Raw genomic sequence first — 13,440 nt, 5'->3', positions numbered from 1 at the left:
CCTTATCCACAAAAGATTATAAAAGGAAAAATCCAATCGCCATAATGAAATAGGCAGCAAGCAATGTGGCACCTTCAAACCAATTGGTATCTCCGTCATTAGATAAAATGACTGTGAGTAATACAGCGGATGCCATCGCAATAAGCTCTGGTAAGGAGAAAATGAGCGGCATCTGCGTATTGAAAAAAAGCGAGCTGATGACAAGGATTGGTGCCACCATCATCGCAACCTGAAGTGTGGAACCAAAAGCTATTTCCACTGCGACATCCATTTTGTTTTTATACGCCATGATGACAGCAGAGGCATGTTCTGCGGCATTTCCGACGATGGCCACAATAATGACTCCGATAAACAGCTCACTCCAGCCAAATTGTTCTCCCACCGTATCAAATGTATGGACGAGGCGCTCTGAAATGTACGCAACGGCAATCGTCGCAAGCAGCAAAATCACAGTGGCAAACTTACCAGACCATTCAGGTGTTTCTTCTTCCGTCTCCGCTTCCCCGTCCATGCTCTCCAGCTTGGCAACATAGACTCCGCGGTGGCTGACCAGTTTGAAATAGAGCGCTGCGACATAAAGCAAAATCATCACAATGCTAATTCCAATGCTTAAAACAAATTGTTTATCCTCAGCCATCTCCACCGAAAACACTTCTGGAATGACAAACGCCACAATAATGGCAAACATGAGCAAGCCCGAGTTGTGCCTTGCATCGTGGACATTGAACACTTGGCGCTTATATTTTAATCCGCCAACGAAAAAAGACAGCCCCGCCACAAGCAGTAAGTTTCCGATAACTGATCCAGTTAATGAAGCAAGTACAATAGCTGTCAGTCCTTGCTTTAATGCAAAAAATGAAATAATTAACTCTACCGCATTTCCAAATGTGGCGTTTAAAAGCCCGCCAATTCTTGGGCCCGCTATGATGGCAAGACTTTCTGTGGCTCTTCCCATAAAACTAGCAAGACCAATAATGGCGATACAATACACGGCAAACATGATGACCTGCGGGAAATGAAGAAAACTGCCAATGACCGATAGCGGCACACCAATTGCGACAATCACAAGAAACAAACGATTCATACAGCCATTCTCCTTTACATATGTCTGATTGTTATTCTTTCGTGAGTGCCGGCATCATATACATTTAGATTCGCTCGTGTGAAAAGGTGACCTCAATACTTCCTTTCACAGACTGCACCATCGAACAATGCTTCAAAGCAATTGTGATGACTTTATCTATTTGTTCTTTAGATGTATTGATGTGTTCAAAAATGATATGTAAATGAATACGGGAGATTTTGTTTACAGCTCCTCCTCTTGTCGTTTCAGGTGTGATCGTCAGCCCTTCACAGGATATTCGCTTTTTCCGGCATACATGAATGAGCATTTCTCCAAAGCAGCCTGCAATAGCTGAGGTGAACAATTGAGATGGCCTGTACCCCATTTCTTCTTTTCCTGAGATATACAGCTGCTTTTCATCTGTTCCCGCAATCCACCGGTCCGTTTCGTATATCAGTTTCATTCCTTTTCCACCTTTCTATTGAAACCCCTATGGTTCCATTGTACGATGAAAATATGAACTTGTAAGGAGCTTCTTATGTCGAGAATTCACTTTATGATTTTAATTTTACTTGTATCTGTATCTGGTTTTTCGCAGGGAGCGTTATTGCCTGTCATTTCGATTATTTTTGAACATGCCGGCACTTCTCCTACGTTAAACGGTCTGCATGCCACAGGCTTATATCTTGGCGTGCTGCTAGCATCTCCCTTTATGGAAGCGCCGCTTCGCCGGTTTGGGTTTAAGCCGTTAATTGTCATTGGGGGCGCTGCTGTCTTTTTAAGCTTGTTTAGCTTTGTGTTTTTTGAATCTTATGTCGTCTGGTTCTTCCTGCGGCTCATGATCGGGATTGGTGATCATATGCTGCATTTCTCTACACAGACGTGGGTGACCTATGCATCGTCATCGAGAAATCGCGGGCGAAATATTTCATTGTATGGGTTATCCTTTGGACTCGGTTTTGCCGCTGGACCTTTTTTAACACCACTCATTGAAATCAACCCATCTTTACCTTTCATTGTTTCTGGTGCCGTTAGTTTATGTATTTGGCTGCTTGTTTTTGTTTTGAAAAATACATATCCAGATACGGGCGAAGTGCAGACGTCAGAGCAGACAAACAGTTTGAAGCGCTTTAAGAAAGCCTTTCAATTTGGCTGGGTCGCCTTTATGATGCCTTTTTGCTATGGCTTTTTAGAAACGACACTCAATAGCAACTTCCCTGTTTATGCACTCAGAAGCGGGGTAACAGTAGATGCAGTTGCGTTTATTTTACCTGCGTTTGCCATTGGAAGTATTGTCTTTCAGCTACCTCTCGGGATGCTCAGCGACCGGTTTGGCAGGCGCCGCATCATTTTATGTGTCACACTCGTCGGGTCTTTCTTTTTCCTACTAGCAGGAATTTTCATTCAATCGGTTTTGGCTGTTGCGATTTGTTTCTTTATTGCCGGAATGGCTGTAGGCTCTACCTTCTCACTTGGCATCAGTTATATGACCGACTTATTGCCAAAGCATCTGCTGCCTGCTGGAAATTTGATGTGCGGGATGGCGTTTAGTGCGGGGAGTATTCTCGGGCCTGTTCTCGGTGGAATCTTTGTGCAAACGTTTGAAGGAATGAATTTACTTTACCTTGTCAGCATCGTGATATTATTCGTGTTTTTCTGCGTTCGATTTGGGCGAACGGCAGCAGTGGGTGAAAGTCATTAAAATGGAGGGACGATCTTTGTTTACATACGACATCACAAATGAATTGACTTTGACATCTCTACAATTTGATGATGCGGACACATTATTGAAACTTATTCAAGAGAATCAGGCTCATTTAGAGGAATGGCTTCCATGGGTCCATCACTGCAAAAGCATAGAGGATGTCAGAACATTTATTCAATCGACTCAAACTACCTACAATGAACAAAAAGGGTTGGAAGCTGGCATTAAGCTGAACGACCAACTTATCGGGGTGTTCCGTCTGACGTTTGATCAGAAAATAGGCAATAATGGTTATTGGATTGATCAAGACGCACAAGGTCAGGGTATTGTGACAACGATCGTGAAATATATGACAGAAATATTTTCTACAAAAGTCGATGGATTTGAAATTTTTTGTCCTGTAGGTCATGTTCGAAGTGAAAATGTAGCGATAAATGCCGGATTCGAGCTAGATCCTCACCATCAGTCAAAGCCTGATGCCGCTTTTATCCTTAAGCGATATATACGATTTTGAAATAAAAACTCCCCTGCGCTATGCAGAGGAGTTTTTCATTTAGTGATATCCATTTTGCCCGTTCGCACTGCCGCTTGTTTTGTGCTTAGGCTGATGACCTTTGTTTTGTTTCGTATTGCTTCCGCCTTTTTTCGATTGTTTGGACATATGTGATTTCCCCCATCCATTCAGATTGAACTTGTTCGTTCTTCTTTAGGATGCCCGGATTTCTTTATAGCTTGCCTGGTACGATTTTACGTTTATGTAAAAGCGCATTGAGCTCGCCGCCAAGGATAATCATGATGCCGGTTAAATAAAACCAGATCATTAAAATAATGATTCCCCCAATGCTTCCGTACATCGCACTGTAGTTGGCAAACTCGCCTACGTAAAATGAAAACAGCATGCTGACCAAAATCCATCCAATCGATGCAAAAATGGCACCTGGCAGAACAAATTTCAATTTCAGCCTAATGTTTGGAGCAAAATAGTACAAGGATGTAAAAACAATCAACAAAATCAGCGGGCTAATGATCCATCTCATCGCAGTCCATACGGTGAGAAAGGCATCTGACTGCCCGACTAATTTAGCGACAAATAAACCAAGTTCTTTTCCAAAGACAGGCAGCATCAAGGCAAAAATAATGGTCAAAACCATCGCGATCGTTAAGATAATCGATGTTAAACGTACGAGAATGAAGGAACGATTCTCCTCAACTTCGTAAGCATGGTTAAAAGCTCTGACGACGGCATTAATGCCGTTAGATGCTGACCAAAGGGCGGCAATAATCCCAAACGATAATAACCCGCCGTTACGATTATTCAGCGTCTGATCGGCAATGGATTCAATCATCGAAAGCGCTCCTTCTGGCGCATAACCAGAAATGACGCTCAGGACATCCTTTGACGTCAGCGGCAAATACCCAACCAGTGTCAGCACGAAGATGAGAAACGGAAATAATGAAAGCAAAAAGAAATACGCAAGCTCAGCAGATTTTGCCGGTCCTTCATGCAGCAAAAAGCGTTCAATTAACGCTTTAATAAAACCCATACGCCTCATCTCCAATGATCAATCTGTCTGTTTCGATTGAAAGTGATCCTTTGTTTCTTCAATAATTTCTAATACCCTTGGGGTTGTTTCCTTTAACTGATTGACCTGTTCATTTAAAAATGACAAATCATCTGAGACTGTTCGCATCAGCTGCTTCGTTTCTTCCATCTTTTCTTTCATGCAAGCCGATATTCTGCCTGGCTCCTGGCGGTATTCATCCAGCTTTTGCTGGCAGTCATTCCATTTCTCTTTGAGTGCAATTCTCGTTGGCCGATGAAATAAAGTTAGCAATGCGCCGCAAGCTGCTCCTATGACAGCTCCTCGGAGCACGATTTGATTTTTTTCTTCCATCTCGTCTGATCTCCTTTCAGTTAAAGGTGGTTCTCTTTCTTTACATACGTCAAAAAACGGTCAATTCCTGTTTCAATTAATTCATGGACTTCCTCAAAGTTCCCAGTGTAATAAGGATCTGGCACATCATCTCGATCGTCGTCTTCTACAAAATCAAGAAGACGGCCAATAAAGTGATGTTTCCCATAGCCGGCTATACTGCGAAGTGCCCCTACATTTTCAGCATCCATCGCCATGATATAGTCGTATGTGGTGATATCCTTCTCCATGATTTGTCTTGCAGTCATTCCTTCATAGCTGATGCCTTTTTCATCAAGCAGCTTTCGCGTTCCTTCATGCGGAGGACTTCCTTGATGCCAGCCGCCAATCCCTGCTGAATCAATCACAAAGTGCTCGCTAAGCCCCTCATCTTCTACTCTTTTTCTAAACATGGCCTCTGCCATCGGTGACCTGCAAATATTGCCAAGACACACGAATAACACATGTATCATTCTTCATTCTCCTCCTATCTTTTCCCTAAGAGTTCTTTTCGAAAACCTTTTCTCTATCATATCAAGCCCTTTTTCTTTTGGAAACTTTGCAAGAAAAGCTCTCATCGCCATTGACAAATTACACAAAAACAGGAGAAACTTTAGGAGAATTACACAAACAAAGGGGGATATTAGATGGGAATAATTGAGCAGTTTGTCACGACGATGAACAATTTTTTGTGGGGGCCTCCCCTATTGATTTTAATTGTTGGTACTGGAATATACCTCACCTTTCGCGTTCTCTTCATTCAAATTAGATTACTTCCTTATTCTTTAAAGCTCGCTTTTTCTAAACAAGACAAAATGTCAGAAGGAGATATTTCTCATTTCCAAGCGTTAATGACGGCTCTTGCTGCAACTGTCGGTACAGGGAATATCGTAGGTGTGGCCTCGGCAGTTATAGCGGGTGGTCCGGGTGCGGTATTCTGGATGTGGTTTGCTGCATTTTTCGGAATGGCCACTAAGTTTGCAGAAGCTGTTCTTGCAGTTAAATACAGGATCAAAAACGAAAAAGGCGAAATGTCTGGCGGGCCTATGTATTATTTAGAGCATGGATTGAAACAGAAATGGCTAGGGGTGCTATTTGCTGTTTTCGGCGCCAGTGCTGCCTTTGGGATCGGCAACCTGGTACAGTCTAATTCCATCTCAGGAGTCATGAATTCTACCTTTCAAATTCCAACATGGGTGACAGGTATTATCATTACTGCTTTTACGGCACTCGTGATTTTAGGCGGAATTAAGAGCATTGGCCGGGTCACATCTATTTTTGTACCCGTCATGGCTTTATTTTACGTCATTTGCGGTCTGATCATTCTTGTCATGAATGCTGATCTCGTTCCAGGCGCAGTCGGTCTTATTTTCTCAGATGCCTTTACGGGTCAAGCCGTGGCAGGTGGTGCAATTGGAACTGTCATTCGCTGGGGTGTGGCACGAGGAGTATTTTCCAATGAAGCAGGTCTTGGGTCAGCACCAATTGCTGCTGCGGCTGCGAAAACGGATATGCCCGCCCGTCAAGCTCTCGTATCTATGACGCAAGTGTTTATCGATACAATCATTGTTTGTTCTATCACTGGCATTACCATTGTCATGGCAGATATGTATTTAACAGTGAAAAGTGATGCGCTGACCTCGTTATCCTTTGCTCATTTTCTCGGTCCAGTTGGCTCAACCATTGTGGCAATCGGTCTGCTCTTGTTTGCCTATTCCACCATCATTGGCTGGTCCTATTATGGTGAAAAATGCTTTACATATTTGGCGAAGGATTCGTACGTCATGTATTATCGCATCGTGTTTGTCATTGCTGTCTTTTTCGGTGCCGTGTTTAAAAATGACTTCGTTTGGGGTGTAGCAGATATGCTCAATGGGCTGATGGCGATTCCAAACTTAATCGGGCTCATCGGTTTATCAGGGGTTGTCGTATTTGAATCCAAACGAATCATTGATAAGATTAAGCAGGAGAAAAAGGAGAAAAACATCTCCGTGTCATCTTAATAGCCCTTTTATTCTTTTGCATTTCTGTTAAAATAGACATATTATTCGACATATATGCAGGAAAGGACGTGCCGCCCTTGTCAGAGCAAAAAGCGGCTGAAGTCAATCAGCTGATTGAAGACATTTCGCAAAAGTTAAATATGCTGAACATTGGAGTCATTAAAGCCGAGGACTTCAGTCCAGACAAGTACGAAGATATCGAATTTCTTCACCAAATGGTGATGAAAAAATCTTCATTCAGCCCAAGTGAAATGCAAGCCATCGCAAGCGAGCTAAAAAACTTAAGAAAATAATGGTGCAAAAGGAAACTGCTTTACGGTCTACACGCAGTTTCCTTACATCATGCGCAGAAAAAGCCAGCACCCCGCAAGGTGCTGGCTTTTTTTATCCTGTCATAACTGCGGTTTATTTCTCAAGCAGTTTTAATGATTCACGGTTAAATGCTGGAATGTCATCAGGTGTACGGCTTGTCACAAGCTGATCCTGACAAACGACAACTTCTTCGTCTTTAAATTTAGCGCCTGCGTTTTCCATATCTACTTGAATGGATGTATAGCCAGTTGCGCTTCTTCCTTCCAGCGTCTTCGCTGTAATAAGCAATTGCGGTCCATGACAGATCGCAAATACTGGTTTTTTCTCGTCCATAAATGCTTTAGTGAATTGGACGTAACGATCATCTGCACGCAGAATGTCCGGTGAGAAACCGCCAGGAATGAGAAGTGCATCGAAGTCTTCAGGCTTCACGTGATCAATGGACGCATCCACTCTCACTTCTGCATCTCCTTGCTTCCCTTTCACTGTTTTACCTTTTTCGTTTTCAATCACTGTGATTTCATGACCTGCATCTTTAAAGGCTTTTGCAGGCTCGGTGTATTCAACATCCTCAAAGTAATCTGTTAATACAACTGCAATTTTCTTACCCATGTAGAAACCCTCCTGCTTGATTATCGTTTACACTACACACTATACCCGGGCATGTTGAAATGAAACATCCTATCCCTATCAGAAAACCCCTTACGATAAAAATAAGCAATTCGACTCATTCATATCCCCTTAACAAGGTAATTCGTATGATTTATGTTATCTTTACAATAATCTGCAAAAAATAACTACAAAAGTTAACGAAACATTTCTACAATAGGTATTGTGGTCAAAAAAATTAGAAAGGCGGAGATCAGGTGAAGAAGCAAACACATAGGTCTAAACGAAGGAAAAACCTGTCTATTCTGCTCACTTCCATTATGATGATTAGTCTCATTCTCCCAGCAGTACCTACTTATGCAGAAACAGAAAACGGCAATGCCGTAAAGGTCAGCATCTTAGCCACAACCGATGTTCATGCGAACATGATGAATTATGATTATTACAGCGACAAAGAAACAAATGAATTTGGTTTGGCAAAAACAGCCGAGCTGATTGACAAGCACCGTTCACAAAATCCCAATACACTCCTTGTTGATAACGGAGACCTGATTCAAGGAACCCCTCTTGGAGAATACGTTTACAAACATGAGAAAGACAGCATCATCAATCAAACAAAGGTTCACCCCATTATTCATACACTCAACAAACTAAAATACGATGCAGGAACACTTGGCAATCATGAATTTAACTACGGATTATCTTTCCTTGACGGTACCATTGCGGGCGCCAACTTCCCGATTGTCAATGCGAACGTCAAAAAGCTAAATGGAGAACACCGTTTTACACCTTACGTGATCCAAGATAAAACCTTTAAAGATGCAAACGGAGCCTCACAAACTGTGAAAGTTGGTTACATAGGATTTGTTCCACCACAAATTATGACGTGGGATAAGAAGCATTTAGATGGACAAGTCCAAGTGCAGGACATCGTCGAATCTGCCAATGAAACCATTCCTGAAATGAAGGCGAAAGGCGCAGATGTCATTGTCGCTCTTGCCCATACAGGAATTGAAAAAACAGCTTCACCTAAAGGATCAGAAAATATGATCTTTGACCTTGCCACGAAAACAAAAGGCATCAATGCCATTGTATCTGGCCACCAGCATGGCACATTCCCAAGCGCTGAATATAACGGCGTCGACAAATTCAATGTCTCAAAAGGAACCATCAACGGCATCCCAGTCGTCATGTCAAAAAACTGGGGAAGCTACCTCGGAGTCATTGATTTAACATTAGAGCCTGACGGCAGCAGCTGGAAGGTCACAGACGGAACAGGCAAGATTGAATCTGTTGCCGGAGTGATATCTCAAAACAGTACTGTGAAAGATGCTATTCAAACAACGCATCAAAACACACTTGATTACGTGAGAAAGCCTGTTGGCAAAACAGAAGCAGACATTAATAGCTTTTTCGCTCAAGTGATGGATGACCCTTCGATTCAAATTGTGACAGATGCCCAAAAATGGTATGCACAAGAAAAAATGAAGGACACTGCGTATCAAAATTTACCGATTTTATCTGCAGGTGCCCCGTTTAAAGCCGGCGGCCGAAACGGTGTAAATTATTATACAAATATCGCAAAAGGAGATTTAGCAATTAAGAACATCGGCGATCTCTACCTTTACGATAACACTGTGCAGATTGTGAAACTGAGAGGCAGTGAAGTGAAAGACTGGTTAGAGATGTCTGCCGGACAGTTTAATCAGATCAAACCGAACGTTTCAAAAGAACAGCCGATTTTAAACGAGGAATACCGCTCGTATAACTTTGATGTAATAGATGGTGTGACATACCAAGTCGATGTGACGCAGCCTGCTAAATACAGCACAACAGGCACACTTGTCAACGCCAATTCAAACCGCATCAAAAACCTGTCTTACAACGGGAAAAAAGTCTCTGACAATCAAGAATTTTTAGTCGTGACAAATAACTATCGTGCTTCTGGCGGCGGAGGCTTTCCGCATTTGACCCAAGATAAAGTGGTGCTTGCCTCAGCAGATGAGAACCGTCAAGTGCTGATGGATTATATTATCGAACAAAAAACCATCAACCCAAGTGCTGATCAAAACTGGGCCATTGCACCGGTGAAAGGCGCAACTTTAACATTTGAATCTTCTCTTTTAGCCAAACCGTTTGCTGAGAAATCAAACAGCGTAGACTTTGTTCGTAACGCAAGCACAGATGGTCTTGGTGTGTACAAGCTAGCCTTTAAAGAGGATGGCACAACAGAACCGCCTTCATCAGACAACTGGAATTTAACAGTCATGCATACGAACGATACACACGCACACCTTGATGATGCGGCAAGACGCGCAACAAAGATCAAAGAAATCCGTGCTGAAAGCAAGAACAATATTTTATTGGACGCTGGAGATGTCTTCTCTGGTGACCTATACTTCACAAAATGGCAAGGACTTGCCGATCTGAAATTGATGAACTTAATGAAATACGATGCCATGACGTTTGGTAATCATGAATTTGACAAAGGTCCTTCTGTACTACGTCAATTTCTGACAGGTGATGCATCAGATGTCGATCCGAAAAACCGTCATCAATTTGAAAAGCCTCAATTCCCGATTGTGTCATCAAACGTGGATGTCTCGAAGGAAAAACAATTGAGCGACTTAGTGAAAAAACCAGCCTCATTTAAAGCTGGTGAGAAAAAAGAAGCCGGGATTTACCCTTACATCCTGCTTGATGTTAATGGTGAAAAGGTGGCCGTATTCGGCTTAACGACTGAAGACACAGCCATTACATCCAGCAGCGGTCCTAACATTCAATTTAAAGATGCGTACAAAAAAGCAAAAGAAACAGTCAACACCATTCAAACAGAAGAAAAAATCAATAAAATCATTGCGTTAACACACATTGGCTACAATCGTGATCTTGAGCTGGCTCAAAAAGTTGACGGTATTGATTTAATCATTGGCGGCCACACGCACACACTTGTTGAAAAATTAAAGGTCATCAATAAAAAAGAACCTACAATTGTCGCTCAGGTGAAAGACTACGGACAATTTTTAGGGAAAGTAGACGTAGCCTTTGACAAAAAAGGCGTCGTACAGCCAAAAGAATCTTCTTTTGACCTGATCTCTATTGATGACTCTGTCAAAGAAGATGCAGATGCAAAAGCGATCCTTGATGGGTACAAAGCAGATATTCAAGATTTAAAAACAGAAAAAGTCGGCTATACAGATGTCTTATTAGACGGACAACGCGAGCACGTCCGTGCGAAGGAAACAAATCTTGGGAACTTTATTGCCGACGGCATGCTGCAGAAAGCGCAAGAATCTGCCGGTGCTGACCTTGCCATCACAAACGGCGGCGGTATTCGAGGCAGCATTGAAAAAGGAGATATCACTTTAGGTGATATTTTAACGGTGATGCCTTTCGGAAATACACTTTATGTCGCAGATTTAAAAGGCAGTCAAATTAAAAAAGCACTCGAACAGGGGCTGTCAGGCATAGAGGAAGGCGGAGGCGCATTCCCTCATGCAGCTGGCATTGAATATACGTTTACACTCAGTAAACCAGCTGGCAGCAGACTGATTGATGTGAAATTGAAAGACCAAAAGGGTCAACTGACAGACTTTGATGATGAGAAAACATACCGCGTAGCCACAAACGCATTTGTCGGCACAGGCGGCGACGGCTACAGCGTCTTTACAGAAGCCTCTCACGGCGAAGACTTAGGTTATGTCGACTATGAAATCTTCAAAGAGCAAATTGAAAAGGCAGACGGGCAGATTTCGCCTGTTATCGATCACAGGGTGAAAGAAGTGTTCCTTCCTCGTGCGAAAGGAAAAGGCGCTTATGACATTCAAGATGATAAGAAATTCCAAACATATGTGCAGCATACAAACAAAGCATTGCTCTATCTAGACAAAGCAAGCAAAGCGAAAAACGTTCAATTGTCTCTATCAAAAGCGCAAGTAGCCGAGCTGAAGAAAAGAGAGCAAGATCCAAACGTCACCATCTATCATGACAAAGTGGGACTCGCATTACCGCTCTCCAATTTGTCCGAGAAAAGCGCAGATATATGGATGACAAAGACGGATAAAGTGAAAAACGCATTAACGGATACGTATGATTTCCAAATCAAACAAGACAAGAAAAAGGTTTCGACCTTTAAAGACCCTGTCACACTATCCTTTACACTAGACGAGCCTCAAAAGGCGAAAAAACCTGGTGTGTATTATGTGGATCGCGAGAAGAATCGTTACGCCAAAACAAGTAACGGATCGTTCGAAAATGGAGTCGTATCAGGTCAAACTGAGCACTTTAGCGAATACACCGTCCTCAATCAAAATGCAGCAGCTGGAACAACCCCAGATCAAACTGGTGGAGACGGCGAAACATCAGCACCAGGCGGAGGCACAGGTACAGATCCAAACCAAGAAGGAACCGGCCTCCCAGGCGGCACACTGCCGAATACAGCCACGATGATGTATACAGCTGTACTGATTGGCGTGCTCATGCTCGCCGCAGGCGGTATCCTTTATTACTACCAGCGCAAGCGTACAAGAAAAAATGTATCATCCTAAAGGAAAAGGACAGAGCCTATGCTCTGTCCACTTTTCATGGAATAAGACATCAATCTTGAGATAAATAGATCCAATTGCGGTCGTCAAATTCTTTCACATCATCTGACCCTATATGACGAAGCATTCTATTAAAGAACATGATGTCATTTTCATCATCTACATCATATAAATCCTTTAAAACATAATCTCTTATAATAAAATTCGTTAAGTTCGTATTATTTACAAAATCAGCAAAATAATCTTCTACAAGAGTTAAATCCTCTTTACTTAATTTTTCATCATTGATAATGGAAATATGAAACACATTCAAAATCGCTTGTATATCTTCTTCATCCATATAACATAATGGGTCTAGCTTTCTGTCTTCTTCCGTAAACGGTTTTCGCGTATCTTCAATGATGACGTAGCATAAAATCTGATGATCTTTCATCACGCTGAATATTTCTAAATCTCTTAATTTTAGTGGTCTATTTAATCTCATCATCTTTCCTCCTGAAAATGGTGATCTTTTTGTCGTCTGCTTTTCCCAAAACCTGAAATGGACAGAGCCTATGCTCTGTCCACTTTTTCTCTTCTTGCAAAATCGACGAATCTGAAGCGGTCTAATCGGTGACGGCTTTCCGTGTATTGAAATAAACTTGTATCCTCTAAGAACACGTAATTTTTCACGACAACCACATGGTCAAACCCGTTCAAATCAAGATACTTGGCGTCCTCTTCTGTACATGGCTCCACCACAAATTCCTTTTGGGCATAGCTGATTGATACACCGAGCTCACCTTCAATATACTCGTAAATTGATCCTTCACATATGTCCTTCGACAAGACCGACACATGCTTTTGCAAAAAGTAATCCTTGTCTAAAATCACTTCTTCTCCGCTAATATTGCGAGAGCGGATGACTTCCCAGACATCCTCCTGCCCACTAATTTTCAGCTGAGACTGAATATACTGATCCGGTTTGATTAAACCAAATTCGTGAACCGTCGTAACTGTCTTTCGGCCAAGTGTTTGGGAAAGCTCTTTAAAGCTGACGAGACCCGAGACTGGGAATTGCATTTTTTCACGATTCAGCAAGACAGAGCCTTTCCCGCGGATTTTTTGGATATAGCCATTTTGCACAAGGATATTTAATGCCTTTCTCACCGTCTCACGGGACGTATCGTACATCAAGGATAGCTCATGCTCTGATGGCAGAATGCCTTTATCCTGCCAATCACCTTGTTCAATTCGTCTTGCGAGCTGATCATAAATCACTCGAAACTTATTCTCTTTCATTTTCCCTCCG

At 42.3% G+C, this 13,440-nt stretch carries 13 protein-coding genes; 5 read left to right on the top strand and 8 right to left on the bottom strand.

From position 1 onward, the window contains the following. Nucleotides 1-16 precede the first annotated feature (16 nt). On the bottom strand, nucleotides 17-1,084 hold the full coding sequence (cax, locus tag MKZ03_RS03720) for a calcium/proton exchanger (protein WP_034665131.1): 1,068 nt from the start codon (nucleotides 1,082-1,084) through the stop codon (nucleotides 17-19). 64 nt (nucleotides 1,085-1,148) lie between these two features. Further along, nucleotides 1,149-1,526, bottom strand: coding sequence for an OsmC family protein (locus MKZ03_RS03715; protein WP_307499294.1), 378 nt, complete (start codon nucleotides 1,524-1,526; stop codon nucleotides 1,149-1,151). A gap of 75 nt (nucleotides 1,527-1,601) precedes the next feature. Between MKZ03_RS03715 and MKZ03_RS03710 the strand changes: the two genes are divergently transcribed. Both MKZ03_RS03710 and MKZ03_RS03705 read left to right on the top strand, forming a co-directional pair. Then, nucleotides 1,602-2,765 carry an MFS transporter gene (locus MKZ03_RS03710; protein WP_341030972.1) on the top strand — a complete coding sequence of 388 codons (1,164 nt, stop codon included), beginning with the start codon at nucleotides 1,602-1,604 and terminating at the stop codon, nucleotides 2,763-2,765. Nucleotides 2,766-2,781: 16 nt separating this feature from the next. Beyond that, nucleotides 2,782-3,282: a GNAT family N-acetyltransferase gene (locus tag MKZ03_RS03705; RefSeq protein ID WP_341030969.1), complete on the top strand. Its 501-nt coding sequence runs from the start codon at nucleotides 2,782-2,784 to the stop codon at nucleotides 3,280-3,282. A gap of 211 nt (nucleotides 3,283-3,493) precedes the next feature. Here MKZ03_RS03705 and MKZ03_RS03700 read toward each other — a convergent pair whose 3' ends face one another. Genes MKZ03_RS03700 through MKZ03_RS03690 form a run of 3 tightly spaced genes read right to left on the bottom strand, consistent with a single transcriptional unit; the run spans nucleotide 3,494 to nucleotide 5,154 of the window. Beyond that, on the bottom strand, nucleotides 3,494-4,312 hold the full coding sequence (locus MKZ03_RS03700; protein WP_034665141.1) for a YihY/virulence factor BrkB family protein: 819 nt from the start codon (nucleotides 4,310-4,312) through the stop codon (nucleotides 3,494-3,496). 18 nt (nucleotides 4,313-4,330) lie between these two features. After that, the gene (locus MKZ03_RS03695) at nucleotides 4,331-4,663 is read right to left on the bottom strand and encodes a YtxH domain-containing protein (RefSeq protein ID WP_307499292.1); all 333 of its coding nucleotides are present in this window, start codon (nucleotides 4,661-4,663) and stop codon (nucleotides 4,331-4,333) included. A 20-nt stretch (nucleotides 4,664-4,683) separates the two neighbouring features. Continuing rightward, nucleotides 4,684-5,154 (bottom strand): low molecular weight protein-tyrosine-phosphatase, encoded by a 471-nt coding sequence (locus tag MKZ03_RS03690; protein WP_034665148.1) that lies wholly within the window; start codon nucleotides 5,152-5,154, stop codon nucleotides 4,684-4,686. 174 nt (nucleotides 5,155-5,328) lie between these two features. Here MKZ03_RS03690 and MKZ03_RS03685 point away from each other — a divergent pair, with 174 nt between their 5' ends. After that, the gene (locus MKZ03_RS03685; protein WP_060595772.1) at nucleotides 5,329-6,684 is read left to right on the top strand and encodes an alanine/glycine:cation symporter family protein; all 1,356 of its coding nucleotides are present in this window, start codon (nucleotides 5,329-5,331) and stop codon (nucleotides 6,682-6,684) included. A gap of 77 nt (nucleotides 6,685-6,761) precedes the next feature. Then, nucleotides 6,762-6,977, top strand: a complete 216-nt coding sequence (locus MKZ03_RS03680) for a DUF1128 domain-containing protein (protein WP_003214000.1) — start codon at nucleotides 6,762-6,764, stop codon at nucleotides 6,975-6,977. A 112-nt stretch (nucleotides 6,978-7,089) separates the two neighbouring features. Here MKZ03_RS03680 and MKZ03_RS03675 read toward each other — a convergent pair whose 3' ends face one another. Beyond that, complete coding sequence (locus MKZ03_RS03675) at nucleotides 7,090-7,608, bottom strand: type 1 glutamine amidotransferase domain-containing protein (RefSeq protein ID WP_106038428.1); 519 nt, start codon at nucleotides 7,606-7,608, stop codon at nucleotides 7,090-7,092. 254 nt (nucleotides 7,609-7,862) lie between these two features. On the opposite strand from MKZ03_RS03675, the gene MKZ03_RS03670 reads away from it, so the two are divergent. Beyond that, on the top strand, nucleotides 7,863-12,152 hold the full coding sequence (locus tag MKZ03_RS03670) for a multifunctional 2',3'-cyclic-nucleotide 2'-phosphodiesterase/3'-nucleotidase/5'-nucleotidase (protein WP_341030966.1): 4,290 nt from the start codon (nucleotides 7,863-7,865) through the stop codon (nucleotides 12,150-12,152). Nucleotides 12,153-12,201: 49 nt separating this feature from the next. On the opposite strand, the gene MKZ03_RS03665 is transcribed toward MKZ03_RS03670, so the two are convergent. Beyond that, complete coding sequence (locus MKZ03_RS03665; RefSeq protein ID WP_334750889.1) at nucleotides 12,202-12,636, bottom strand: terpene synthase; 435 nt, start codon at nucleotides 12,634-12,636, stop codon at nucleotides 12,202-12,204. A 65-nt stretch (nucleotides 12,637-12,701) separates the two neighbouring features. Continuing rightward, nucleotides 12,702-13,430, bottom strand: a complete 729-nt coding sequence (gene treR / locus MKZ03_RS03660; protein WP_060595768.1) for a trehalose operon repressor — start codon at nucleotides 13,428-13,430, stop codon at nucleotides 12,702-12,704. Nucleotides 13,431-13,440: the final 10 nt, after the last annotated feature.

Source organism: Bacillus sp. FSL R5-0431, from assembly GCF_038002985.1.
GTDB lineage: Bacteria > Bacillota > Bacilli > Bacillales > Bacillaceae > Bacillus.
Note: the sequence above shows the minus strand (reverse complement) of the source record. Positions and strands in the feature narration are given on the sequence as shown.